This window comes from Nioella ostreopsis (assembly GCF_004000255.1).
In the GTDB taxonomy this organism is placed as follows: Bacteria; Pseudomonadota; Alphaproteobacteria; order Rhodobacterales; family Rhodobacteraceae; genus Nioella; species Nioella ostreopsis.
Window position 1 is genome coordinate 14537 of the sequence record NZ_RCIQ01000031.1, and the last position, 25839, is coordinate 40375.

The 25839-nt window shown below is 63.3% G+C and carries 26 protein-coding genes; 19 read left to right on the forward strand and 7 right to left on the reverse strand.

All coding sequences use genetic code 11. The features are described from left to right. Positions 1–23 precede the first annotated feature (23 nt). Positions 24–329 carry an HNH endonuclease gene (locus EP237_RS20785; RefSeq protein WP_127562744.1) on the forward strand — a complete coding sequence of 102 codons (306 nt, stop codon included), beginning with the start codon at positions 24–26 and terminating at the stop codon, positions 327–329. A 33-nt stretch (positions 330–362) separates the two neighbouring features. Here the strand turns inward: EP237_RS20785 and dapB are convergent, their stop codons facing one another. Then, positions 363–1175, reverse strand: coding sequence for a 4-hydroxy-tetrahydrodipicolinate reductase (gene dapB / locus EP237_RS20790; RefSeq protein ID WP_127562745.1), 813 nt, complete (start codon positions 1173–1175; stop codon positions 363–365). Between the two features lie 117 nt (positions 1176–1292). Here dapB and rbfA point away from each other — a divergent pair, with 117 nt between their 5' ends. Genes rbfA through EP237_RS20815 form a run of 5 tightly spaced genes read left to right on the forward strand, consistent with a single transcriptional unit; the run spans position 1293 to position 4854 of the window. Then, complete coding sequence (gene rbfA / locus EP237_RS20795) at positions 1293–1709, forward strand: 30S ribosome-binding factor RbfA (protein ID WP_127562746.1); 417 nt, start codon at positions 1293–1295, stop codon at positions 1707–1709. A gap of 1 nt (position 1710) precedes the next feature. Then, positions 1711–2454 (forward strand): phosphodiester glycosidase family protein, encoded by a 744-nt coding sequence (locus EP237_RS20800; RefSeq protein ID WP_127562747.1) that lies wholly within the window; start codon positions 1711–1713, stop codon positions 2452–2454. A gap of 42 nt (positions 2455–2496) precedes the next feature. Then, positions 2497–3399, forward strand: a complete 903-nt coding sequence (gene truB / locus EP237_RS20805; RefSeq protein ID WP_127562748.1) for a tRNA pseudouridine(55) synthase TruB — start codon at positions 2497–2499, stop codon at positions 3397–3399. Continuing rightward, positions 3396–3908, forward strand: a complete 513-nt coding sequence (locus tag EP237_RS20810) for a DUF1643 domain-containing protein (RefSeq protein ID WP_127562749.1) — start codon at positions 3396–3398, stop codon at positions 3906–3908. The genes truB and EP237_RS20810 overlap by 4 nt, the downstream gene beginning before the upstream one ends. Before the next feature lie 46 nt (positions 3909–3954). Further along, positions 3955–4854, forward strand: coding sequence for an alpha/beta fold hydrolase (locus EP237_RS20815; protein WP_127562750.1), 900 nt, complete (start codon positions 3955–3957; stop codon positions 4852–4854). Positions 4855–4862: 8 nt separating this feature from the next. Here EP237_RS20815 and EP237_RS23745 read toward each other — a convergent pair whose 3' ends face one another. Continuing rightward, positions 4863–6509 carry a calcium-binding protein gene (locus tag EP237_RS23745; RefSeq protein ID WP_276317017.1) on the reverse strand — a complete coding sequence of 549 codons (1647 nt, stop codon included), beginning with the start codon at positions 6507–6509 and terminating at the stop codon, positions 4863–4865. Positions 6510–6932: 423 nt separating this feature from the next. Here EP237_RS23745 and rpsO point away from each other — a divergent pair, with 423 nt between their 5' ends. Then, positions 6933–7202, forward strand: a complete 270-nt coding sequence (gene rpsO, locus EP237_RS20825; RefSeq protein ID WP_127562772.1) for a 30S ribosomal protein S15 — start codon at positions 6933–6935, stop codon at positions 7200–7202. Positions 7203–7269: 67 nt separating this feature from the next. Here the strand turns inward: rpsO and EP237_RS20830 are convergent, their stop codons facing one another. The 3 genes from EP237_RS20830 to EP237_RS20840 form a co-directional block, all read right to left on the reverse strand. Then, a complete protein-coding gene (locus EP237_RS20830; RefSeq protein WP_127562752.1) occupies positions 7270–8049 on the reverse strand; it encodes a 3'(2'),5'-bisphosphate nucleotidase CysQ in 780 nt (259 codons plus the stop codon). After that, entirely contained in the window at positions 8036–9382 is a 1347-nt protein-coding gene (locus EP237_RS20835) for a TldD/PmbA family protein (RefSeq protein WP_127562753.1), read from the reverse strand. Before EP237_RS20835 ends, EP237_RS20830 begins: the two co-directional genes overlap by 14 nt. A gap of 127 nt (positions 9383–9509) precedes the next feature. Continuing rightward, on the reverse strand, positions 9510–11111 hold the full coding sequence (locus EP237_RS20840; protein WP_164744788.1) for a DUF2125 domain-containing protein: 1602 nt from the start codon (positions 11109–11111) through the stop codon (positions 9510–9512). A gap of 124 nt (positions 11112–11235) precedes the next feature. Between EP237_RS20840 and EP237_RS20845 the strand changes: the two genes are divergently transcribed. Together EP237_RS20845 and EP237_RS20850 are read left to right on the forward strand one after the other, a co-directional pair. Next, positions 11236–11991 carry an SDR family oxidoreductase gene (locus EP237_RS20845; RefSeq protein WP_127562755.1) on the forward strand — a complete coding sequence of 252 codons (756 nt, stop codon included), beginning with the start codon at positions 11236–11238 and terminating at the stop codon, positions 11989–11991. Then, a complete protein-coding gene (locus EP237_RS20850) occupies positions 11988–12608 on the forward strand; it encodes an enoyl-CoA hydratase/isomerase family protein (RefSeq protein ID WP_127562756.1) in 621 nt (206 codons plus the stop codon). The genes EP237_RS20845 and EP237_RS20850 overlap by 4 nt, the downstream gene beginning before the upstream one ends. Positions 12609–12831: 223 nt before the next feature. Here EP237_RS20850 and EP237_RS20855 read toward each other — a convergent pair whose 3' ends face one another. Then, on the reverse strand, positions 12832–13020 hold the full coding sequence (locus EP237_RS20855; RefSeq protein WP_127562757.1) for a DUF1674 domain-containing protein: 189 nt from the start codon (positions 13018–13020) through the stop codon (positions 12832–12834). A 70-nt stretch (positions 13021–13090) separates the two neighbouring features. Between EP237_RS20855 and EP237_RS20860 the strand changes: the two genes are divergently transcribed. The 8 genes from EP237_RS20860 to EP237_RS20895 all read left to right on the forward strand — a co-directional run bounded on the left by EP237_RS20860 (position 13091) and on the right by EP237_RS20895 (position 22957). Next, entirely contained in the window at positions 13091–14353 is a 1263-nt protein-coding gene (locus EP237_RS20860; RefSeq protein ID WP_127562758.1) for an RsmB/NOP family class I SAM-dependent RNA methyltransferase, read from the forward strand. A 47-nt stretch (positions 14354–14400) separates the two neighbouring features. Next, positions 14401–16167, forward strand: a complete 1767-nt coding sequence (locus EP237_RS20865; RefSeq protein WP_127562759.1) for a heparinase II/III family protein — start codon at positions 14401–14403, stop codon at positions 16165–16167. Between the two features lie 18 nt (positions 16168–16185). Beyond that, entirely contained in the window at positions 16186–17772 is a 1587-nt protein-coding gene (gene purH, locus EP237_RS20870; protein WP_127562760.1) for a bifunctional phosphoribosylaminoimidazolecarboxamide formyltransferase/IMP cyclohydrolase, read from the forward strand. Between the two features lie 137 nt (positions 17773–17909). Beyond that, positions 17910–18380 (forward strand): signal peptidase II, encoded by a 471-nt coding sequence (lspA, locus tag EP237_RS20875; protein WP_127562761.1) that lies wholly within the window; start codon positions 17910–17912, stop codon positions 18378–18380. 44 nt (positions 18381–18424) lie between these two features. Next, positions 18425–18949, forward strand: a complete 525-nt coding sequence (locus EP237_RS20880; protein WP_127562762.1) for a DUF3035 domain-containing protein — start codon at positions 18425–18427, stop codon at positions 18947–18949. 192 nt (positions 18950–19141) lie between these two features. Further along, the gene (locus EP237_RS20885; protein WP_127562763.1) at positions 19142–20053 is read left to right on the forward strand and encodes a Hint domain-containing protein; all 912 of its coding nucleotides are present in this window, start codon (positions 19142–19144) and stop codon (positions 20051–20053) included. Positions 20054–20315: 262 nt separating this feature from the next. Then, a complete protein-coding gene (locus EP237_RS20890) occupies positions 20316–21644 on the forward strand; it encodes a M16 family metallopeptidase (protein WP_127562764.1) in 1329 nt (442 codons plus the stop codon). A gap of 11 nt (positions 21645–21655) precedes the next feature. Continuing rightward, positions 21656–22957 (forward strand): M16 family metallopeptidase, encoded by a 1302-nt coding sequence (locus EP237_RS20895; protein WP_127562765.1) that lies wholly within the window; start codon positions 21656–21658, stop codon positions 22955–22957. Between the two features lie 24 nt (positions 22958–22981). Here the strand turns inward: EP237_RS20895 and EP237_RS20900 are convergent, their stop codons facing one another. Then, positions 22982–23281 (reverse strand): hypothetical protein, encoded by a 300-nt coding sequence (locus tag EP237_RS20900; RefSeq protein ID WP_127562766.1) that lies wholly within the window; start codon positions 23279–23281, stop codon positions 22982–22984. Positions 23282–23555: 274 nt separating this feature from the next. On the opposite strand from EP237_RS20900, the gene EP237_RS20905 reads away from it, so the two are divergent. Beyond that, positions 23556–23891 carry a zinc ribbon domain-containing protein YjdM gene (locus EP237_RS20905; RefSeq protein ID WP_127562767.1) on the forward strand — a complete coding sequence of 112 codons (336 nt, stop codon included), beginning with the start codon at positions 23556–23558 and terminating at the stop codon, positions 23889–23891. 258 nt (positions 23892–24149) lie between these two features. Next, positions 24150–25839: M10 family metallopeptidase C-terminal domain-containing protein (locus EP237_RS20910; protein WP_127562768.1), on the forward strand; the 1690-nt coding region annotated here is incomplete at its 3' end.

The following is a 25839-nucleotide window of genomic DNA, read 5'->3' on the forward strand; positions in this document are numbered from 1 at the left end:
GACAGCGCAGGACCACACGCGAAATGGATGAAACGCCGATCTGCCCTCTCTGCGGACGACCGATCCCGCCCCATGCGAAGCAAAGCCTTCATCACCTAATCCCACGCCTGCGTGGCGGCAAGGGCGGACCGACGGTTTTGCTGCACCAGATCTGTCACAACGAGATTCACGCGACCCTGTCGGAAACAGACCTCGCACGCGATTTCAACACGATCGAAGCGCTTCAGGCGCAACCGAGGCTGAGCAAATTCATCGCCTGGGTGCGAAAGCGCCCTGCCGATTTCCACTCGAAGACCCCCGGCGCGCGACGGGGCTGGCAATCACGCTGATCCGCCGGTTCTGCCCGCAGTAACAGCGTTGGTTCAGCGCATTCCCAGAACATCGAGCATATCGAAGCGCCCAGGGCCCTTGCCCTGACCCCAAAGCGCGGCCTTGAGCGCCCCACGCGCGAAGATGGCGCGGTCAGTGGCGACGTGGCGCAAGACGATGCGTTCACCTTGTCCGGCAAAGAGCACGTCATGTTCGCCGACGATATCGCCGCCGCGAATGGCGGAGAAGCCGATATGGCCCCGCTGACGGGCACCGGTGATGCCGTCGCGGCCGGACTCTTTCGCGACGTTCAGGTCAATGCCCCGCCCGTCCGCCGCCGCCTGACCCAGCATCAGCGCGGTGCCGGAGGGGGCGTCGACCTTGTGGTGGTGATGGGCCTCGATCACCTCGATATCGAAATCCTCATCCAGCGCGGCCGCCACCTGCTTGGTGATCTGTACCAGCAGGTTCACGCCAAGGCTCATATTGCCCGCCTGAATGATCGTCGCATGACGGCTGGCATGGGTGAGCGCCTGATCGTGGGTGTCATCCATGCCGGTGGTGCCGATCACATGCACACAGCGGGCCTGCGCGGTCAGTTGGGCATGCGCCACGGTGGCCTCGGGCGAGGTGAAGTCGATCACCGCCTGCGCGTTCACGATGGCGTCAATCGGATCGGCATGGACCATCACGCCGGTCGCCGTCCCGCCCATGCATTCGCCCAGGTCGCGGCCTGCCCAATCGTGGCCCTCGCGTTCCGTCACGGCGACCAGATGCGCGGCGTCGCTTTCGTTCACCAGCTTGATCAGCATCTGCCCCATCCGGCCCGATGCCCCCATGACTGCGATTGCGGTGCTGCCCTGCATGATCCCGATCCTTTGGCAAAATCCTGCCCTTGCTCTAGCGCACCCCGGGCGCGGGTGAAAGCCGTTGCTTGCGGGGGGCGGGGTGATCCCATAAGTGGGGGGCAAAGGATGATGGCCATGGCAAAGAACAAGTTTCATGACGGACCGGGGCCCTCGCAGCGGCAGTTGCGGGTGGGCGAACTGATCCGGCGCACCCTGTCGGATGTGCTGATGCAGGGGGATATCCACGACCCCGAATTGAACGCGATGTCGATCACGGTCAGCGAGGTGCGCACCTCGGCCGATCTGAAGATCGCGACCGTCTATGTGCTGCCGCTTGGTGGCGGTCATCGGCAGGAAGCCATTCAGGCGCTGAAGCGCAACAAGGGCGAATTGCGCCGGATGATCACCAAGAAGATGAACCTCAAATACGCGCCCGACTTCCGGTTCCTTATTGATGAGACCTTCGACAAGATGGACGAGGCGCGTGCGCTGTTCCAGCAAGAGAAGGTGCGGCAGGATCTGGACCGCCCCGAGGACAGCGACGAGGACTAGAATGCGCTGGCTGGCCGTTTCGCTGATGATGCTGGCCGCTTCGGCGGCGCAGGCAACCGAATGCCGGCAGGACCGGTTCGACGGTGCCGATTTCACCATCTGCGAGGTGGATCTGACCCGCGAGGATCTGCGCCTGTTCCTGCGCGATGAGGCAGGCAATATCCTTGGCAATTTCTCTCGTGTCGAACGCAACCTGAGGCCCGGTCAGCGGCTTGGCTTTGCCGTGAATGCGGGCATGTTCCATGACGACCGCAGGCCCGTTGGGCTCTATATCGAGGATGGCCAGCAGGAGATGCGGGTCGTCACCTCTGACGGGCCGGGAAATTTCGGGCTGCTGCCCAATGGGGTGTTCTGCATCCAGTCCGGGCGCGCGCAGGTGATCGAAAGCCGCGCCTATGCCGCGAACCCGCCGGACTGCCGCTATGCCACGCAATCGGGGCCGATGCTGGTGATCGACGGCGCGCTGCATCCGCGCTTTCTGCCCGACAGCACATCTCTCAACATTCGCAACGGGGTGGGGGTCGACGCGACCGGCACCCGCGCGATTTTCGCGATTTCCGACCGGGCGGTGAATTTCGACCATTTCGGGCGGCTGTTCCGCGACCACCTTGGCACGCCCAATGCGCTTTACCTGGATGGGCGCGTCTCGCGGCTTTATGCGCCGGACCTGGGTCGCGACGATTTCGGCTTTCAACTGGGCCCCATTCTGGGGACGGTTGTTGACGAGGCGGGCAAGTCCCGCTAGCAGCATCGCCTTTCTGGGACGGTTTGAACGGAGGCCCAAGGCATGGGGCGCAAGCGCAAGGGACGCGACATTCACGGCTGGCTGGTGGTGGACAAGCCCGCGGGGCTGACCTCAACCGCTGTGGTCAACAAGGTCCGGTGGGCGTTCGATGCCAAGAAGGCTGGCCATGCGGGCACGCTGGACCCGGATGCCACGGGCGTGCTGGCGGTGGCCTTGGGAGAGGCGACCAAGACCGTGCCGTTTATCACCGACGCGATGAAGGCTTACGTGTTTACGGTCACTTTCGGGGCCGCGACCAATACGGATGACGCCGAGGGCGAGGTGGTCGGGGAAAGTGACCTGCGGCCGACGGATACGCAGATCACCGAGGCCCTGAAAGGCTTCGAGGGCGATATCATGCAGGTGCCGCCCAAGTTTTCCGCCGTGAAGATCGACGGGGAACGCGCCTACAAGCTGGCGCGCGAGGACGAGGAGTTCGAGATTGCCGCGCGGCCTTTGTATGTGGAAAGCCTGACGATGCTGTCGCGCCCCGATGCCGATCACGTGGAGCTGGAGATGGTCTGCGGAAAGGGCGGCTATGTCCGCTCAATCGCACGCGATCTTGGCGAAGCGCTTGGCTGCCTTGGCCATGTGCAACAACTGCGCCGCGTCTGGTCCGGCCCTTTCGATGTAGAGGACGCGGTGGCCTTCTCGGTGATCGAGGAAATGGCCAAGGACCCGGCGCTGGACGCGCATCTGCTGCCCTTGCAGGTGGGGCTCGATGATCTGCCGGAACTGCGTGCCAACGATCTGGGCTTTGCCCGGCTGAAGAACGGCAATCCGGGGCAGGTTCTGGGCACCGCCGAGTATGGCGAAGAGGTCTGGGTGTCCTACAAGGGCACGCCGGTCGCCGTTGGCATCTATCGCGGGGGCGAGGTTCATCCCTCCCGCGTGTTCAACCTGTGATCACCCGGACGCATCAAAAGGGCGATGCGGCCAGCGTTGCGGTCTACTCCGATTGCGAACGATATCGCTACGCGCTGACACGGGTCTGGGACGAGGCCGGGCCGCGCGTTCTGTTCATCATGCTGAACCCGTCGAAAGCGACCGAAGTTCAGAACGATCCGACCGTGGAACGGTGCGAACGGCGGGCGCGGGTGTTGGGATTCGGCGGCTTCCGGGTGATGAATATCTTCGCCTGGCGGGAAACCGACCCGCGCCTGTTGCGCACTGCGACTGATCCCGTGGGGGCTGACAACGACGCGCTCCTGCTCGATGGATTGGGGTGGGCCGATACCGTCATCGCCGGTTGGGGCGTGCATGGCGAGCATATGAACCGGGGACCGGAGGTCGAGGCACTGCTGCGCGGGGCGGGTGTCGATCTGCATTGTCTGGGCCTGTCCAAGGCTGGGCATCCGCGCCATCCGCTCTATATCGCCTATGCCACAGAGCCGCAGGTCTGGCCCGCCCGTTGACCTTGTCCGTTCCCAGGCGCAGTCTGAACGTAAGGAGGGCCGCGCCATGTCGGAAATTCCGGGCTTCACACAGAGCTTCATCGAGACGAACGGCATCCGCCTGTCCGTGCATCAGGGGAGCGAAGGGCCGCCGCTGATCTGCCTTCACGGCTTTCCGCAGAACCACATGTGTTGGGCCGGGATCGCGCCCGATCTGGCGCGGGATTTTCACGTGATCATCCCTGACCTGCGCGGGTATGGCGACAGCGACGCGCCTGCCGACGATGCGGATCACCACACCTATTCCAAGCGTGAGATGGCCAAGGATATCGTGGGGATCATGGACTTCATCGGTCTGTCCAAGGCCCATATCCTGGGCCATGACCGGGGCGCACGGGTGGCCTACCGGCTGGCGCTGGACCATCCCGACCGGGTGGACCGGCTGGGGATCATCGAGGTGGTGCCAACGGTGGATTTCTGGGCGGCTTGGGACGCGGAGCTGGCGCTCAAGGCCTACCATTGGACCTTTCTGGCCCAACCCGCCCCTATTCCGGAACGAATGATCGGGGCCGATCCGGTGGCCTATTTCGACTGGACCCTGTCAAGCTGGACCCATTGCCGAAGCCTCGCACCCTTTGAAGGCGCCGCCCTTGACAGTTACCGGCAGCAGGCATCGGACCCGGCGCGTGTGCATGCGATGTGCGCGGATTACCGGGCGGGGGCAACCATAGACCGTGCTCTGGATGAAGCCGACCGTTTGGCCGGGCACAAGATCGCCGCGCCGTTGCTTTTCCTGTGGGCCAGCGCGGGCTTTCCGGCAAAGACGGGCGATCCGCAGGCCTTGTGGCAGGCTTGGTGTGAGCAGCCCGTGACCGGGGAAGAAATCCATGGAACCGGCCATTTCGCGATGGAAGAAGTGCCCGAGGCCATCCTGACGGCGGTCCGACCTTATTTCCTCGCTGGGTAACCCCCCGATCAGGCAGATTCCGCCATATCGTCGAGGCGGATATCGCGGATCAGAATGGCCGAGGGATCAAGCCCCTGCGCGCCGGTCACTTGCAGAACGACGGTGCCATCCACCATGATGCTGGCGCCTGTGCCATCGTCGAAATCAATGACGGACACAGCCGGATCAGGCGAAGCCTCCAGGTCCACGCTGACCTGAATCTGGTCTTCGTCCGGGTTGAAATCCGTCACCACTGCGGCCTCGGATTCGATGTAGCTGCCTGATTCAAACAGATCCGCACCGCTACCACCGATGCCGATATCGCTTTCACCAAGGAAAAGGTGATCGTCGCCGTCGCCCCCGGCCAGCGTGTCGGGGCTGTCCTCATCATACGGGCCAAAGCTGCTGTCACCGCTGGTGAAGGTGCCATCGAGCGTATCATTGCCGTCACCGCCGGACATGTCGTCAGATCCGAACCCGCCAAGCAGGTAGTCATCGCCGGCGCCACCCTGCATATCGTCGTCACCCTCGGCACCGAACAGCAGGTCATCGCCATCATCGCCGTAGAGGCTGTCGTCGTCTTCCCCGCCATGCAGCAGGTCATGGCCACTGCCACCCTGCAAAACATCCGCGCCCTGATCACCGTAAAGCTCATCGTTGCCGTCATCGCCCTGCACGGTGTCATCACCTTCATTGCCGAAGGCGAGATCATTCTCGGCCCCGCCCGAAATCAGATCATCGCCATCGCCACCGGTCAGGGCATCTGCGCCCTGCTGGCCGAACAGTTCATCCATGCCGGTGCGCCCGCGCAGAATATCGTCGCCGGTGCCGCCATTCAGCAGGTCGTCCCCATCGAGGCCGGTGATCGTGTCATCGCCTTCACCGCCATCAATCGTGTCATTGCCGTCACCGCCGGTCAGCGAGTCATCGCCGTCTGACGGTTCCGTCATCTCCTGCTCCAGAACCACATCGTCAAGGCTGACATCGGTGGTGCCATCCAGTTGCAGGATCTGCACGCCATCCGAGAAGACGGCCGTATTGCCGGCCTCTTCATCCGCTTCCAACGTGATTTCCGGCGGCGTGTCGCCATCGTAGCGCACAAGGATCGTATCCACACCGGTCAGGAAATCGGTCAGGATCGGCACGTCATCGGGAATGTCGTCATCGGTCAGGAACGTATCGTCACCCTCGCCGCCAGTGGCAAGGTCGCCATCGCCCAGGATCAGCGTGTCGGCCCCATCACCGCCGTCCAGCGTGTCGGCCCCGTCACCACCATCAAGCGTGTCTTCGCCATCATCACCATAGAGGGAATCGTCGCCATCTTCGCCGAAGATTGCATCGTCGCCGACATCGCCGGACATCGCCTCGCTGGCAGCTGTGCCGAAGATGACCTGTGGGTCCTGCGGGTCATCCTCTGGGTCGGCGAACAGGCCATCCAGCAGATCGCCACCGGACTCGTCGCTTTCGCCGCTGTCCTCTTCGGAGGCGGAGCCGGGATTGCCCATGCCATCGGTACCGAACAGCAGGTCATGCAGATCGGAGGTATAGACGGAGGCGTCATAGCCGCCATCGGCGCGGCCATCGGCAGCCGAGTCCGAGCCATCGCTCGCGCCATCTTGTTCATCGCTGCCAGAAAACAGCCCCTCGAGCGCGAACCCGAGAAGCATCAGCAACATTACTCCACCCGCTGCAATCATTTTCGTTCCTTTGCCTCAACGAATGGCCCCGGGGGTTGAGCCTTTTCATATGCTTGACGATGATCTTGCGCCGGCCATTGGGTCATTTACCGACCACCACAAGGTTTTCCTGTGGAATAAATGTGGCGCTGTTTCCGAAGGGTGAATGAATCACCAGTCGAGGCGTAAATGTTCCGAGTCTTTGATGAAAAGCTCAATAAAATCCTATCCATATGGTTAATGACCGACCGCCCCAATCCCGGCAGAATTGCCTTATTCGACAAGAGAAATGGGGCTTTCCTTTGCCCGGATAATCCCCTATACGCCCGCAATCGCCCCGCTTGGGGTGACACTTCTCCATGGGCCTTGCTGGACGACATCCCGGCCTGCGCCATCCACTTTGAACCTGAAAAGGAGACCCCGATGTCGATCACTGCAGAAGAAAAAGCCCGCCTGATCAAGGAATTCGCAACCAAAGAAGGCGACACCGGTTCGCCCGAGGTGCAGGTCGCGATTCTCACCAGCCGAATCTCCACGCTGACCGAGCACTTCAAGAGCCACAAGAAGGACAACCACTCCCGTCGTGGTCTTCTGATGATGGTTGCTCAGCGTCGTAAGCTGCTGGACTACACCAAGTCGAAGGACGAAGCTCGTTACCAGAGCCTTATCCAGCGTCTCGGCATCCGCCGCTGAACGCAGCCGATATCGAATACGAACGCCCGTCCGGACCAAACCGGGCGGGCGTTTTGCATTGCGGGCCTCAGGCGGGTGTGCGTCGCGCCATCAGGGCGGCGTGGATCGGGCGGTTGGCGGCGATAACACCGGGCAGCAGGGGACGCGGGTTGTTGAACACCAGCGCGCGGTTGTCGCGGTCGGAAATCCGGCCTCCGGCCTCAGACACGATCAGGGCACCGGCGGCGATGTCCCATTCCCAGCTGTCGCGAAACGTGATCATGCCGTCAAACCGGCCCTGCCCGACAAGCGCCAGCCGATAGGCCAGCGACGGGCGGAAGCTGCGGTGGACCGTGGGCACGCCCCCCGGCCAGTGATCCGGCTGGAAATTCGGACGAGAGGCCAGAACCGTGGCGCTTGGTTCATCACAGGTGCCGGAGGCGGCGAGGGGTGCGCCGTTCAGCGCCGCGCCCTTCCCAAGCTCGGCCGTGAACATCCTGTCCAGCATCGGCAGATAAACCACCGCCGCCGTCACCTGTCCCTGCCGGGTGACCGCCAGCGAATGAGCGAAGTTCTTTTGCCCGTCGATAAACGACCGCGTGCCGTCGATGGGGTCGACGATAAAGACGTGATCGCGTGACAGCCGCTCGGACCCGTCCTCAGTCTCCTCGGACAGCCAGCCATAGCCGGGGCGCGCGGCGGTCAGGCTTTCGCGCAACATCGCGTCGATTTCCAAATCGGCTTCGGTCACCGGGCCGTGGCCGCCGGGCTTGTCCCAGATCTGCGGATCGCGGGTCCAGTGGCGTTTGGCAATCCGGCCCGCGTCCAATGCCGCGTCGATGAGAAGCGTCAGATCAGGCCCCGGCAAGCGTCAGCCCCTCGACCAGCAGCGACGGCACAACATGGCTCAGATGGGTGCGGGCATCATTGGCGGGCACGATCGTGCGCAGCATGTCTCGCAGGTTGCCCGCGACGGTGCATTCGTTGACCGGGTAGGCCAGTTCACCGTTTTCCACCCAGAAGCCGGACGCCCCACGAGAATAGTCGCCAGTATTGGGGTTGATGGAACTGCCGATCATCGAGGTGATCAGCAGCCCGGTGCCCATGTCGCGCAACAGATCCTCGCGACTGGCGCTGCCCTGCGTCAGCGCCACGTTGGACACCGAAGGCGAGGGCGGAGAGGAGGTGCCGCGCGCAGCATTCGCTGTTGATTGCAGGCCCAGTTTGCGGGCGGTGGCAAGGTCCAGCGTCCAGCCGGTCAGGGTGCCCTTGTCGATGATGGCACGCTCTGCCGTAGGCAGGCCTTCGGCATCGAACGGGCGCGATCCGCTGGCGCGCGGGCGCAGCGGTTGTTCGATCAGCGACAGCCCCTCCGGCAACACCTTCTCGCCAAGAGCCTCTCGCAGCCAGGACGCACCGCGCGCAATGGTAGAACCATTGGCGGCTTGCAGCAGGTGACCGATCAGCGAGGACGACACCCGTTCATCGAACAGCACAGGAAAGGCTCCGGTCGCGGGCTTCCGCGCGCCTTTGCGAGCGACGGTGCGTTCGGCTGCTATCCGACCGATCTCTGCCGGGGCGATCATGTCAGCGCGATGCATCCGCATGTCGCCATAATAATCGCGTTCCATCCCCAACCCCTCGCCGGTGATGGCAACGCAAGACAGCCCGTGATCGGTTCGGGTGTAGCCACCGGAGAAGCCGTTGGTCGCGGCGATATGGCGGGTGCGACGTCCGTAACCCGCACTGGTGGACTGAACCTGGCTGACGCCATCGACGGCCAGCGCGGCGGCTTCGGCTTCCAGCGCCCGCGCCTCCAGATCGGCAGGGTCGGGTTCGGGTGCCGGGTCGATCATGTCGAGCGCAGCGATATCCCAATCGCGGGCCAGCTGTGACGGGTCGGCAAGGCCGATGCTCGGATCCTCGGGCGCAAGGCGCGCCATGGCAACGGCGCGTTCGGCCATGTCCCGCATGGTTTCAGGGCGGATATCGGAGGCGGATACACAGGCCTGCCGTTGCCCCATCAGGACGCGCAGGCCAATCTCGACCCCGTCTGACCGTTCGGCATGTTCCAGCGTGCCGTTCAACACGTCGATGGACAGCGAGGTGCCCTGCACCGCAATCGCATCTGCCGCGTCGGCCCCGGCCTTGCGGGCAGCGTCAAGAAGGGCGTGAGCGAGGGTTTCGGGCGATTGGGTCATCGGGCGGCCATCCTGTTCAAGAACTGACTTTGAGACCTAGTGCCCTGCAGTCTGGCGCGCAAGGTTGCAAAGAAAAACCCCGGGCCGCGGAAGGCAGCCCGGGGTTGGACGATTTCTTATGGCTGACTTACTGCAGCGGCACACCATTGGCGGTAATGGCACCGCCCGGCAGGAACTCGATGGTCGAGGTGTAGCTGTCGGGACCCGCGCCCGGAATGGCGAACATGCCCAGCATCCCGCGCGCCATGCCCGCCTGTTGCGGCGGCAGCAGACCACCGTCGGACAGCGACTGGATCAGGCTGTTCGCGCCGGTCAGGCTCAGGTCCACGGCACCAACCGGCATCGGAACCATCTGGCCGGGGGCGAAGTCCACATCGCCCGAACCGGTCAACTCGGCCCCGCCGAAGGACACTTGAAGGTTGTTCAGTGTCAGGTCACGCAGCTCGCCCGGAGGCGCCGAGAGGCTATCGGGATCAATCGACATCAGATCGACAAACAGCTGCACGGTGCCCGACAGGTCCAGAATGACCGTTGCGGGCGTGCGCGGAACCGCCTGGCCCGGATCGACCATGGCCCACAGGGATTCGTCGACCGTAACGCCCTGATAGGCGAGCGAGGCCGAGAAGGGCGATGGCGTCGCCGATTGCGCCAGTGGCATGTCGATGGACAGCGCGGTTGAATCAGCCGATGCGGCTACCGGGAACGGCATCTCGTTCGTTGCGAGGTTGATGTTCACGCCCGTTGCGGCCAGCGCGTAGCGGATGCTTTCCTCAGACAGGCCAAAGCCGATCGACCCGCCGGTATTCGAGGCCGAGAAATCGACATTCTCGTAGGTGTCAACGAACATGAAGCTGGCCGAGGCCGATGTGTAGCTGGCATCGCCGCTGATCGATAACCCTTCGGGGAAGCTTTCGACAGTCATCCAGTCGATGCCGCGCGGCATGGTGCCGGTGGCGGTGCTTTCCATGCCGGTCAGCATGATCGACAGATCGAAATGGCCGTCCCCCCGGCCGCCCGTCGGGGCCGGCATCGGGGTGGGTTGCGGTGCGGCCGGGGTCACGACCTTGCCGGGGGCTGGCTGGGTCGGCTGAGGCATCGGCGTCGGAGCAGGTTCTGCGCCGCTTCCAGGCTCGAACGCCTCGACATCGAAGGTCATTCCCGCCAGCGTGCCGCTGGACGTGAAGCCAAGCATCGCGGGGTTGGAGAAATCATAGGTCACGCTGCCGCCATAGCCGTCTAGCGAGATGTCATAGATCATTTCGGGGATTTCCGAAGGATCGCCGCCAACGAACTCCACATCGACCACGGATGCACGCTCGAACCCGCTATTGAGGGTCAGAAGCTCGGGGCTGCCCGTGGCGAAGCCGCCGAACCCTTGCAGACTGATATGGATGTTGATCGCATCTGGGGCATCTGAATCGTCAAACCCGGTGATCGAGTAGATCATCGAGTCGGATGCAGCGATCATGACCGAGCCATCGGCCTGATTGGTCAAGGTGATCTGCGGGATGGTGCCCGCGATCGACACCTCTTCGATCATCATGGTGTTGGTCACGTTCGAGAGTGTGAGCCCACTGTCATTGGGGGTGGCCTGCGCGGTCAGGTTGTACCCGAACTCGCTGGCCTGCTGCTGCCATATCGCCCAAAGCTGATCGGCATTGATCTCGGCCATGGCAGGGCTTGCGGCCACCAATGCGGCGGTAGACAGGCTGAGTGAAAGGGATTTCATCTTTGACATAACGACCTTCCAAATGTGAACTGCTGATAAGAATGTCCGCCTCACAGGGGCGGGCGTCAAGGTCTGGATAAAATGACCTTGGATTGCAACAGATTTTCGGCGGGAGACAGCGCATATGGGCAGCTTGGACGGTAAGGTGGCAATGATAACGGGCGCAAGCCGCGGCATTGGCGAGGCAGCGGCACGGCTATTTGCCTCGGAAGGTGCCAAGGTCTGCCTGCTGGCCCGATCCCGCGACGAGATCGCCCAGATCGCGGGCGAGATCGGCGATTCGGCGCTGGCCATTCCCTGTGATGTCAGCCGCTACTGGGAGGTCGAGGCCGCGGTGAATGCCTGTGTCGAAGCCTTTGGCGGGCTCGATGTCCTGATCAACAACGCAGGCGTGATCGAGCCTGTTGCCTCGCTGATGGGCTCGGACCCCGATGCTTGGGGCCATGTCATAGATATCAACCTGAAAGGCGTCTATTACGGCATGCGCGCGGCCATGCCGGTGATGGTGGAGCGCGGTGGCGGGTCGATACTGACGATCAGTTCCGGCGCAGCGCATAATGCGCTGGAAGGCTGGAGCCATTATTGCACGTCGAAAGCGGGCGTCGCGATGCTGACCAAATGCGCCCACAAGGAAGGCGCAGCGCAGGGCATCCGGGCCATCGGCCTGTCGCCCGGCACCGTCGCCACGCAGATGCAACGCGAGATCAAGGCCAGCGGCGTGAACCCGGTCAGCCAGTTGGCATGGGAGGATCACATCCCAGCAGACTGGCCCGCACAATGTCTGCTGTGGATGTGCGGCGCGGAAGCGGATGAGTTCCTTGGCGAAGAGATTTCCCTGCGCGACGAGAGTATTCGCCGCCGGATCGGGGTGATCGCGTGATTGAACTGACGAAGGAGGGCGGGCTTTGGACCGTCACGCTGAACCGCCCCGACAAGGCCAATTCGCTGACCGCCGGGATGCTGGAGGACCTGGCCGAGATCGCAGAGACCGGGGCCGCGGATGACAGCCTGCGTGCATTCGTTCTGACCGGGGCCGGGGACCGCGTGTTTTCCGCCGGGGCGGATCTGGAGGCGGCAAAGGCGGGGCTTGCGGTGTCGCCGCTATGGGAACGGATGTCCGGTGCGATTGCAGCCTTGCCTTGCCTGACCATCGCTGCCCTGAACGGAACGCTGGCGGGTGGGGCATTCGGCATGGCGCTGGCCTGCGATATCCGTATCGCGGTGCCGGGGGCGAAGTTCTTCTACCCCGTTGCAAAGCTCGGCTACCTGCCGCAGCCATCCGACCCGGGGCGGCTGGCGGCTCTGGTCGGGCCCGCGCGCGCCAGGATGATCCTGTTGGCCAGCCAGAAGATCGGGGCGGACGAAGCACTGCAATGGGGCCTGCTGGATCGGATCGTTGCACCGGATGCACTGCTTGGCGCGGCGCGGGATCTGGCCGCAGCGGCGGTGGAAGGAAACCCGGATGTTCTGCAACAGATCAAGCGGATGTGTCCGTGACCTGGCGGGCTTCACGACTTTGACAGGCTGAATGAAACCGTCAGGATAGGTTGGAGCCGGGTAAAACCACCTCCGCCTGCGCGCCCCGAACCTGTCGGCCCTAACGATCATCGCCAGGGCGCGGCACCGTCGTGGCTATCCCGTGGCAACACGCCCCGCCGAGGGCCCCAAAGGGGTCTGAGACGGGGCGTTCCCCGGTCGACGCCGTCAGGCGGCGAAACTCTCAGAAATCGACCGCGATGCCCTTTTTTTCCCAGTCGCCGAAGCGCACCGGTTCCGGGCCGTCACGCCCCCCCAGTTCGGTCGGTAACTCCAGCGCCTTCGCCGCCTTGCGCCGCTCCTCCGCCTCTGCGAGCGCGCGCTGAGCGGCGGGGGGCAGATCGGTGCGGGGTTTGGAGGCGTCGTCGGACATGGGTCGCAATCCTTGTGCGGTCTGGGGCTTTGATATACCCCGCGCGGGTTGAGTGACAAGAGGACGCCCCATGCAAGACACCGGCCCCGATACCGGCCTCGCCGCCCGCCGCGCGGCGCTGGATCATCTGCGCGGCGTGATGATGGACCACCGGATGATGTCCCATCAGCCCGCGCCGCAGGGTCTGTCTCCCCAGGATGCCGCCCGCGCCCAGCGCCTTGCCCTGACGGTCATGCGCCATATGGGCCGCATCGACGCGGTGCTGCGCCCCTACCTGACCCGCCGCCCGACGCTCGCGGTGCAGAACCTGCTGCGTCTCGGCGCGGCGGAATTGCTGGTGGACGGGTCCGAGCCTCATGGCGTCGTGGCCTCGCTCGTTGAAATCGCCAAGCGCCACCCGCGCTGGTCCCGCGCCTCGGGCATGGTGAATGCCGTTCTGCGCAAGCTGGATGCTGAAGGGCGCGACGCGTGGGCGAACACGCCCCCTCAGGCGCTGCCGATCTGGCTGCGCAAACCCATGCACAAGGCCTATGGGGTGGATGCCGTCGCGGCCATCGAGGCGGCCCATGAACGCCCCGCGCCCTTGGACATCACGCCCAAGCCCGGTGTCACAATCGACGGCGCGGAACTGCTGCCGACCGGGTCGCTCCGACTGGCGCAGGCGCAGGTGACCGCTTTGCCCGGTTACGACACGGGCGACTGGTGGGTGCAGGACGCCGCCGCCGCGCTACCTGCGAAACTGCTTGGCGATGTGACTGGCCAACGGGTGCTCGACCTCTGCGCCGCGCCCGGTGGGAAAACGATGCAGCTCGCCGCCGCCGGGGCCGATGTAACGGCGCTGGACCTTTCCGGCCCGCGCCTGAAACGGGTCGAGGAAAATCTTGCCCGCACCGGGCTCAATGCCACCCTCGTCACCGCCGACGCGCTGACATACGAGGCCGACCCCTTCGACGCGATCCTGCTCGATGCGCCCTGTTCGGCCACCGGCACCATCCGTCGTCATCCCGACCTCCCCTTCGTGAAAACCTCCAAGGAGGTCGAATCGCTGACCCGGTTGCAGATGCAGATGATCGACCACGCCGTAACCCTGCTGAAACCCGGCGGCCTCATGGTCTATTGCACCTGTTCGCTGCTCCCCAATGAGGGGGAGAATCAGGTCAAGGCGGCGCTGAAACGTCATGCAGACCTGACGATTCTGCCTATTGACCCGGTCTCGCTTGGCGGTGACGCCCACTGGGCCAGCGCTGAAGGCGGTCTGCGTCTGCGCCCGGATTTCTGGGCCGACAGCGGCGGGATGGACGGCTTCTACATGGCCCTTTTGAAACGGGGCTGATCCCTGCTATCCTTGCGGCCAGAAAAACAAGAGCAGTCCGCAAGCAGATGTCAGAAGCCCTCTCCCCCGCCCCGGTCGCGCTGCGCGAGCGCCCCGGACGGCTCAACCGGTTCGCCAACCGGTGGGCGGCGTGGCGGGCGGGCTTTGCGCCCAAGCCGAAGGGTTTTACCTCGCAGCCGGAGCCTCGCCTCATTGGATCGGACGCGCGCGGACGGCAGTTGATGGCTGGAAACCTGCTGTTCGCGGGTGTGCTGGTGCAGATGCCCAAGGATGTGCCATGGGCGCTGACACCGCCCTCTGACGCGTTCGAAGATGAACTGCACGGCTTCGAATGGCTGGACCATCTGGCCGCCATACCCGATGGATCCGCCCGACCCATGGCGCAGGACTGGCTGGCCGGCTGGCTGGCCCGATATGGTAGCGGCAAGGGCCCGGGCTGGGTGCCCGACCTTGTTGGCCGTCGCCAGATCCGCTGGATCAGCCATGCCCTGTTCCTGATGAACGGGCAGGAGGCCGCCGAGACCCGCGCCTTTTATGCCGTGCTCGGGCGGCAGGCCGATTTCCTTGCGCGGCGCTGGCGCAGCACCTCGCACGGGCTGCCGCGATTCGAGGCGCTCACGGGCCTGATCTATTCCGCCTGCTCGCTCATCGGTGTGGCTCACCATCTGAAACCGGCCCTGAAGGCTCTGGCACAGGAATGCGCGCGAGAAATCGATTCCTCCGGCGGCATTGTCACCCGCAACCCCGAGGAGCTGTTGCAGGTCTTCACCCTGCTGACATGGACCGCCGCCGTTCTGGCCGAATCCGGCAAAAGCCCCGACCCCGCCGTCAACACCGCGATCATGCGGATGGCCCCCACCCTGCGCAGCTTGCGGCACGCCGATGGCGGCTTGGCGCGGTTCCATGGCGGCGGACGCGGGCAGGTGGGGCGGCTGGACCATGCTCTGTCGCAATCCGGCGTGCGGCCTGCCACCGTTTCCGGCCTTGCCATGGGCTATGCACGTCTGTCGGGCGGGCGCAGCTCTGTCGTGATCGACGCCGCCCCGCCGATGATGGGGCCAGAGGCCTATAATTCCCATGCCTCGACGCTGGCGTTTGAGCTGACCTCCGGCCGCCGCCCGGTGATCGTCAATTGCGGCTCTGGCGCGGGGTTCGGGGCCGACTGGCGGCGTGCAGGCCGGGCCACGCCCTCGCATTCCACCCTGTCGATCGAAGGCTATTCCTCGGCCCGGCTCGGCCCCCGGTCCGCTTATCACGGGGTGGTCAAGCAGGCGCTACTAGAGGGGCCAGAGAAGGTCGAGGTTCAGGAAAGCGACAGCGGTGCCGCTCGCGCCATTGCCTTTTCCCATGACGGCTACCGCCGCACCCATGGGCTGATCCACCTGCGCAGCCTCAGCCTGGAAAATGACGGGCGGCTGCTCCGCGGCGAAGATGGGCTTGCCGCGCTGACCGACAAGGACCGCGACACGCTGGACCGGGTCATGGCCCATCTGCCCATCGACGGCATTCCCTTCACCCTGCGCTTTCACCTGCACCCGGATGTGGAGGCCGAGCTCGATCTTGGCGGCGCGGCCGTGTCCCTGACCCTTCGCGGCGGCGAGGTTTGGGTCTTCCGCCACGGGCGAGAGGCCAACCTGACACTGGAGAAGAGCGTTTATCTCGAATCAGGCCGGTTAAAGCCACGCGCGACAAAACAGATCGTTCTATCTTCCCGCGTAACCGATTATGGCAGCGCCGTAAGCTGGAGCCTCGCCAAACCCACCGACGCCCCGCGCACCCCACGCGCCCCTGCGTCCGATGTGCTCCGGCTGTAAAAAGACACAGGAGACACCATGACCGATCTCGTGCCGCTGCGCCGCGCCCTGCTTTCCGTATCCGACAAGACAGGGCTGATCGAGCTTGCCCAGGCCCTTGCCGCCCGTGGGGTGGTCCTGCTCTCGACCGGCGGCAGCGCCAAGGCCATGCGCGATGCTGGATTGGCGGTGAAGGATGTAGCCGAGGTCACCGGTTTCCCCGAGATGATGGATGGCCGCGTCAAAACCCTGCACCCCAAGGTGCATGGCGGGCTTCTGGCCCTGCGCGACAATGACGCCCATGTGGCGGCCATGAATGAGCACGGCATCGAAGGCATCGACCTGCTGGTGGTAAACCTCTACCCGTTCGAGGAAACCGTCGCCAAAGGTGCCGACTATGACACCTGCATCGAAAACATCGACATCGGCGGCCCCGCGATGATCCGCGCCGCGGCGAAAAACCATGCCTTCGTGAACGTGGTGACCGACCCCGAGGATTACGCCGCCCTTCTGACGCAGCTCGAAGAAAACGAAGGCGCGACATCCTACGCCTTCCGCCAGCAACTGGCCCTCACCGCCTATGCCCGCACCGCCGCCTATGACGCCGCCGTGTCCGGCTGGATGGCGGGCGCGCTTGGGCAAGACACCCCGCGCCGCCGCGCCTTCGCTGGCACGCTGAAACAGACCCTGCGCTATGGCGAGAACAGCCACCAGCGCGCCGCCTTCTACGTGGATGGTTCGGGCCGCGAGGGCGTGGCGACCGCCCAACAGCACCAGGGCAAGGAGCTGAGCTACAACAACATCAACGATACCGACGCGGCGTTCGAGCTTGTGGCGGAGTTCGGCACCGACACGCCTGCCTGCGCCATCATCAAGCACGCCAACCCCTGCGGCGTGGCCGTGGGCGCGACGCTGCTTGACGCCTATAAATCGGCCTTCGACTGCGACCGCACCTCGGCCTTCGGCGGTATCGTCGCCCTGAACCGGCCGCTCGACGCGGCCACCGCCGAGAAAATCACCGGCATCTTCACCGAGGTGGTGATCGCCCCCGGCGCATCGGACGAGGCGAAGGAAATCTTCGCCGCCAAGAAGAACCTGCGCCTTCTGACAACCGGCGGCCTGCCCGATACCCGAGCAGGCGGGCTCTCCTTCCGTCAGGTCGCGGGCGGCCTTCTGGTGCAGGACAAGGATAGCGGCTTCGTGGGTCTCGACGATCTCAAGGTCGTGACGAAGAAGGCCCCGACAGACGACCAGATGCGCGACCTACTCTTCGCCTGGAAAGTGGCCAAGCACGTCAAATCCAACGCCATCGTCTACGTGAAGGACGGTGCCACAGTGGGCGTCGGCGCAGGCCAGATGAGCCGTGTCGACTCGGCCCTCATCGCTGCGAAAAAAGCCGAACGCATGGCCGAGGCGCTTGGCCTGCCGCAACCGCTGACGATCGGCTCCGCCGTGGCCTCCGACGCCTTCTTCCCCTTCCCTGATGGGCTCATGGAAGCGGCTCAGGCAGGGGCCAACTGCGTTATCCAGCCCGGCGGCTCCATGCGCGATGACGATGTGATTGCGGCGGCAAACGAGGCCGGCCTTGCCATGGTCTTCACCGGCATGCGTCATTTCCGCCACTGACAGGGGTTGCAACCCGCCAGTCCCCCTTTCATCTTGGCAAAAATACCTCGGGGGGTCCGGGGGGCAGCGCCCCCCGGCGGGTCGGCGCGCGATGCGCGACGAAACCCGGGCCCACAAGATAGCAAGGACGTTGGCAGATGCGCCTCACCCTCCTCTCCGCGCTTTTCTGGTTTGCGCTCGACCAGATCAGCAAATGGTTCGTGCTCTACCAGATGGATCTGCTGACCATCGGCCATATGGAAATCCTGCCGCCCTATCTGAACTTTCACATGGGCTGGAACACCGGCGTCAATTTCGGCCTTCTGGCCAATGACGCCGACGCCACCCGCTGGCTGCTTGTCGCGCTGGCCTTCGTCATCTCGGCCTGGATCCTGTGGTGGTCGCGCCGAATGCACAAACGCATCTCGATGTTGTCGGCGGGCGCCATCATCGGCGGGGCCATCGCAAATGCCTTCGACAGGGTCATCTATGGCGCGGTTGCGGACTTCCTGAACACCTCCTGCTGTGGCTTTCAGAACCCGTATGCGTTCAACATTGCCGATATCGGTGTCTTTGTCGGTGCCTTTGGCTTGCTGATCTTTGCAGATACGAAGAATATGACCCCGTGACGGCGGCGAAAACATGCGCTAAACCGTCCGAGAGGAGAGACTGAATGAGCAGGCTTCGCACGGCAATCGGCTTGGGACTGGTGCTTTTGGCACTCGCGGCATGCGGTCGGGACGACCCACGCCTGTTGAACCTGCGCGCCGACGGCGAAGGCCCCGATGAATTCGGCATTCTTCCCACGCGGCCTCTGCAAGTGCCGGACGATCTGCAAAGCCTGCCTGCCCCGTCCCCCGGTGGCATCAACCGCGCCGATCCCGACCCCGAGGCCGACGTGGCCGCCGCGCTTGGCGGCAATATCGACCGCGCCGGGGCTGGCAGCCAGGGCATGGTCAGCTATGTGACCCGCTTCGGCGTCGGCCGCGATATCCGCGATACGCTGGCCGCAGAAGACCTGGAATTCCGCCGCCGCAACGACGGACGGATTCTGGAACGCATCGCCGCCGTGAACGTCTATCACCGCGCCTATCGCTCCATGTCGCTCGACCGCTATGCAGAACTCGAGCGCATGCGCGCCGCTGGCATCCGCACGCCCGCTGCGCCGCCGCAAGAAATCGGCAATATCGAAGATTGATACTCCTTCACGGCCACCGGATTCGCGTGTGCCACATCGGAAACGTGGACACCGCGAATAAAGCGCAGATGGTGCCCGAAAATCTGTGTCTGTATGGTTACAGCTCCGTGCTCGGATCCGCTAAGGTATTGAGCTTGAAAATCTTTCCTGAAAACCTACGTGCGGGTCCATGGCAGGCAAGGCGGGGGTAACATGCCGAACTCAGAGCTTTTAACCTATGTCTACCAGGTAACAGGCGGCACGGCGGGCGGGGTCATGAATGTCGGCACCCGGTACGATGCTTCGTCCCCGGGGTCGTCCGGCCCCTATACGCTCAGTGATGGCCGGGACGGTGCGGTCGACGGAACGACCGCACTGGGAGACCTGGTCTACTATATCGATAGTAGCGGAACCTATCAGGCGCAGGTCATAGCGCTGACGGATGGCGACGATCCGATCATCCAGTTCCTCAGCGGCGGCGGCACATGGATCCTCTCGAACAACCCGTCGCTGCCGCAGGGCGGAACCGTGAACACGACCAATACCGGCTCGTATATCTACTGCTTTCTCGGCGGGACCCGGATCATGACACCGCAAGGGGAAATCGAAGTCGAGCGCCTTACGATCGGAGACCCGGTGCTGACCGCAGAAGGCTGCATCGTCCCGGTCAAATGGATCGGACGCCAAACCGTTTCTACCGCCTTCGGTCCCGCCGAGCGTCTGATGCCGGTGCGGATCAGCGCAGACGCGCTTGGCAACGGCCTGCCCCATACGGACCTGACAGTGACCGCCGATCACGGGATGCTGGTGGATGGTGTCATCTGCCATGCGGGGGCGCTTGTGAACGACACCACGATCACCCGTGTGCCGCTCTCCGAGATGGGACAGACCTATACCGTCTACCATATCGAGACCGAGGAACATGAGATCATCCTCGCAAACGGCGCCCCTGCCGAGACCTTCATCGACAACGTGAGCCGCCGGGTGTTCGACAACTTCGCCGAGTTCGAAGCGCTCTATGGTGATGTGCCGGAAATGGAAGAACTTCCCTACCCCCGTGCGATGTCCGCGCGGCAGGTGCCGGGGCGGATTGCTGAAAGTCTCGCCATTCGCAAGGTGGCCTGAACCAAGGGGACTCCGGCAACTGCCGGGGTCTCAGCCNGGGGCGGATTGCTGAAAGTCTCGCCATTCGCAAGGTGGCCTGAACCAAGGGGACTCCGGCAACTGCCGGGGTCTCAGCCCTTGCACCCTGTTTTCCGCTTCAGCCGTGTTCGCCAAAAGCCGTTCAAAACGGCTCGATCCGCTCACATCCGCGTCAGCGCGCTTGATGCCGACGTCAAACCCCGTATCTGTTGACAGGACACGGTTTGACTCGAGAGGTTCCTGAATGCTGAGACACGCGATGGCCGCCTGCCTGGCCCTTCTGCCGCTGATCCCAACAGGGGCCGTGGCCAACGAGGTGACGGAATTCACCCTCGACAACGGGCTGCACGCCGTCGTCATCGAAGACCACCGCGCCCCGGTTGTGGTTCACATGCTGTGGTATCGCGTCGGCGCAGCGGATGAGCCGCCCGGCCGCTCCGGCATCGCGCATTTCCTCGAACACCTGATGTTCAAGGCCACCGAAACGCTGGAAAGCGGCGAGTTTTCCGACACGGTCGAGGCCAATGGCGGGTCCGACAATGCCTTCACCAGCTGGGATTATACCGGCTACTATCAGCGTGTCGCCTCGGACCGGCTCGGCCTGATGATGCAGATGGAAGCCGACCGGATGCGCAACCTGCTGCTGACAGATGACGATATCGCCACCGAGCGCAGCGTCATTCTGGAAGAACGCGCACAGCGGACCGATTCCAGCGCCGGGGCACTCTTCAACGAACAGCTTCGCGCCTCGCTTTATCTCGCACATCCCTATCGCATCCCTATCGGCGGTTGGCGGCACGAGATCGAGGCATTGGACCGCGAGGATGTGTTTTCCTTCTATCACGACTACTATTCCCCCGATAACGCGATCCTGATCGTCGCGGGCGACGTGACGCCCGAGGAGGTCCGCGAACTGGCCGAAGAGCATTATGGCCCGCTGGAACCCTCCGGCATCGAGCCGCGCCAGCGCCCCCATGACCCGCCTCAGATCGCAGACCGCCGTATCTACTACGAAGACCCGCGCGTGTCCGATCCCTACGTGGTCCGCAGCTATATCGCGCCCGAACGCGACCCCGGCGATCAGCGCACCGCTGCCGCCCTGACGCTCTTGTCCAACGTGCTGGCAGGGTCCGGTGCCACTGCCGTGCTGCCCCGCGTGCTGCAAGTGGAGGAGGCCCGGTCGCTCTATGCCTCTGCCAGCTATTCCGGCACCAATCTGGATGACACCGCCTTCTCCATCTTCAACGTGCCGGTGCCGGGCGTTTCGCTGGAAGAGGCCGAGGCCGATCTGGATCGTGTCATCGCCCAGTTCCTTGAAGACGGCATCGACCCCGAACAGTTCGCGCGCATCCAGTTCCAGTGGGAAGCCGAGATGATCTATGCGCAGGACGATGTGGGGGATCTGGCCCGCATGTACGGTGTCGGCCTGACCTCCGGCCTGACAGTTCAGGACATTCAGGACTGGCCCGATGTCATCGCCTCGATCACGCCCGAAGAGGTGATGGAGGCCGCCCGGATGATCTTCACGGAAACCACTTCGGTCACCGGTTATCTGACCGCCCCCGGCCTGTGAGGAGACAGCCCATGTTCCGCATTCTTGCCTTCGTCGCCCTCACGCTTGCCGCCACCCTGCCCGCCCGCGCGCAGGTCGATATTCAGGAAGTCACGTCACCCGGCGGCCTGACGGCCTGGCTGGTCGAGGATCATTCCATCCCCTTTGTGGCAATCGACATCCTGTTCGAGGGCGGCACCTCGCTTGACGCGCCCGGCGCGCGTGGCGCGACCTATCTGATGACTGGTCTGCTAGAGGAAGGTGCCGCCGATATGGACAATGCCGAGTTCGCGGCCCGGTCCGAGGCGCTGGCGGCCTATTTTGGTTTCGATTCCTACCGGGATTCGATCAACATCACCGCTCGGATGCTGACCCAGAACCGGGACGAGGCCGTTGACCTGCTGCGCGCGGCGCTGGTGGACCCCAGTTTCGAACAATCCGCCATCGACCGTGTCCGCACACAGGTTCTGTCGATCATCGACAGCAATCAGAACGACCCGTCGGACCTCGCGTCCTCAGAGCTCTACGCCCAGACGTTCGGGGATCATCCCTATGGCTCGGGGCAGGAGGGAACGACCGAAAGCGTTCAGGCGCTGACCCGTGACGATCTGATTGCCGCCCACCAGGGCGCGCTGGCCCGCGACCGGGTGCATATCGGCGTGTCGGGCGACATCACGCCCGAAGAACTGGGCCTGATGCTGGACCGTCTGCTTGGCGACCTGCCCGAAACCGGGGCCGAGATGCCCGGTGATGCGCCCTACAACCTGACCGGCGGCATCACCGTCATCGACTACCCCACGCCGCAATCCACGGCCTTTTTCGGCCATGCCGGGATCGAACGCCACGACCCGGATTTCTTCGCCGCCTATGTGCTGAACCAGATCCTTGGTGGCGGCAATTTCCGGTCCCGCCTGATGCAGGAGGTGCGGGTGGAACGCGGCCTGACCTATGGCATTTCGACCTTCCTCGTGCTCTTCGATCACGGCCCGATGATGCTGGGTCAGTTCTCCTCCTCCAACGATCTGGTGGCCGAAGCAATCGACGTGCTGCATGATCAATGGGCCGATGTCGCCGAGAATGGTGTCACGGCAGAGGAACTGGAGGCCGCACAAACCTATCTGACCGGTGCCTACCCCCTGCGATTCACCGGCAATGCAACGATTGCGGGCATCCTGTCGGGCATGCAGATCGACGAAATGCCCATTGATTACATCAACACCCGGAACGATCAGGTCATGGCCGTGACGCTGGAGGATATTTCCCGCACCGCCGCCCGCCTGATGGACCCGGAGGGGCTGCATGTGGTGGTGGTTGGCCAGCCGGAGGGGTTGTAAGCGGGCAATTGGGGCCTGCGTCGGTCAGTTCTGTTCCAGGATGCCACTGATATCCAGCCAGCAGGTCTCGGTCGCGATGCGGGCGTTTCTATAGCGGACTGCATCGTCGCTCGATAGCGCCAGTAGTCGATCCATGTGCTGAGCTTGCATGTCGATAAACCACCGGGCATGGGGATCAGCGCATTCGGTGGTTGTGCAAGCGCAGGCAGCATCGCGGTGGACTATCGCCTCTTCTAAAAGAGAGGAATCTTCATTGCACGCGACCAACCCAAGAACTGACGTCAGTGCCAAGGCTGGGACAATACGGGTGAAGCTTGTCTTCATCTATCACTTCTCCAAATGCACACCCAACACGCCCGAGGGTGTCGGGACGTAGGGCAACGGTAGAATCTGAGTCCATTTGTGGCAAACAAAATATTTGTACTAAGCAACTATCTCTGTTCGAAAACGAATTCGCGCTGCGTCTATCTGGTGATCTGCCCGTTTCGTCCTGATCGCCCGGCAAGGCGGGTCTGTTGGGGTGGCGGTGTGACGCAAAGCATCTGCCGCGACCACAACACCCCTCGTCAGCCCAAACCGCCACGGCTATAGGCAGGCCATGACCGACAATCTGCCCCCGTGCCCCGCCTGTTCCTCTGCCTATACCTACCAGGTGGATGCGTTGCTCAACTGCCCGGAATGCGGCCATGAATGGGCTCCGGGTGCGGCGGCGGAGGACGTGATCCGCGACAGCGTCGGCAACCCGCTGGCGGATGGAGACACCGTGACCGTCATCAAGGACCTCAAGCTCAAGGGCACGTCCACAGTGGTCAAGGTCGGCACAAAGGTGCGCAACATCCGGCTGGTGCCCGGCGATCACGACATCGATTGCAAGATTCCCGGCGTGGGCCAGATCGGGCTGAAGTCTCAATTCGTCAAGCGGGTTGCGGACTAGACGGTCCCGGCGGCGCAGTGATGGCGGTTTTTCCATGCATCCCGATCGCACCAGCCTTTTCCGCCTGCCCATGTCGACACAGGGCGCAGCTTTGGCGGTTTCCCGACCTCGGCAAGCCCGGGGAACCGACCCGGCCAGAGAATTCATCAGGTTTTGCAGGAACAGCAGAAAAAGGGTCTAAAACGCGTCCAATGGTTGCCATATTTAGGCGTCAACCTGACTGCGAAAGCCATGATCTACCCAATCGAGTGAACCCAAATGTGCACAATCTGCGTTGCTGTCCGCCCGTATGATCCTGACTGCGTCTACACGGCCCTGACCAACGAGATGGCAGAAGTGCCGGAAGTCCCGTCGGCACCGGCCTCCGTTGCGACGACAAATGTCATGTCTGTCGGTGACAGCTTCTCCGGCAACATCGATTCCCTTGGGGATGCCGATTGGGTCGCCATAAGCCTGTCGGCGGGCACATCATACGAGATCCGGATTCTGGCGGACGGGGCGGGCACAGGCACATTGTCCGACTCCTATCTGCGTGTCTATTCGGGAAGCGGATCACAGATCGCAGAGAACGACGATGGCGGGGCAAACCGCGATTCCCGCCTCGTTTTCACCCCGACAAGCGACGGGACCTACTATCTCAGTGCGCGTGCCTGGGACGACAGCACCACCGGCACTTATCAGATCACCGTCGAGCCCTATTCCAACAGCATCACCGAAGGCAGCCTTGATGAACTGGCCGCATTCCTGACTGACGGGTACTGGAGCTCGGTCGGTGGAACACGCCATGTCTTCGACACGTCCAGCAGCAACGAAATCACAGTCAACATCACCGCATTGGACGACCGGGGCCAATTCCTGGCCCGCGCCGCCATGGAAGCGTGGACCGCCGTGGCGGACATCACATTCCGTGAGGTTACAAGCGGTGAACAGATCACCTTCACCGACACGCAGAGCGGCGCCTTTGCCTCCTATTCCTCTCTCGGGCCCTACACGACCTCCGCCACCGTCAACATCTCCAGCACGTGGCTCGACACCTATGGTGCCGGCTATGACGACTACAGCTTTTCCACCTATATTCACGAGCTTGGACATGCGCTCGGACTCGGCCACCAAGGGCCCTATAACGGCTCAGCCAGCTATCCCGTCGACGCAGCTTTCAGCAATGACAGCTATCAGTTGTCGGTCATGTCCTATTTCTCGCAGACCGACAACACGGATGTCGATGCAAGCTATGCCCTTCAGGTGACTGCGATGGCGGCAGATATCGTCGCAATTCAGAACCTCTACGGAGCACCGGATGCCTCTTCACCCACTGCAGGCGATACGACATATGGCGTGGGGCAAACCATAGGCGGCTATCTGGGCGACATCTTCGATATCGTGACCGCGGGGCAAGACACGAACAATCGCTATGACAATGGCCCCATTGCCTTCACGCTCTACGATCACAGCGGCATCGACACGGTCAATCTGAGCAACGACACCTCGAACCAGCTTGTTGACCTGAACAGCCTTGGAATCTGGAATGTCTTCGGGCTGACCGGGAATGTCGTCGTGGCAAGCGGCACGGTCATCGAAAACTACATCGCCGGGTCCGGGAACGACACCATCATTGGCAATGCAGCCCAGAACTACCTGTCCGGCGGGGCCGGTAATGACACGCTGACCGGCGGCGCAAATGTTGACACCTTCGCCTATACCGGCGGCGTTGACGTAATCACAGACTTCTCCGGTGATCTGGTCGATATCGACGCGACTCTGTGGTCAGGCAGCTTCAATGCGCTGATGTCGAATGCCGTGATCCAGAATGGCAACCTCGTTCTGAATTTCAGCACCGGGAACTCCCTGACATTCAACGGTCTTACAAGCACCTCGGCCCTCAACGGACGCATCCTCGGTGTGACCACCAGCGATGCCGCAAGCGACCTGACCGGCGACGGGACCTCCG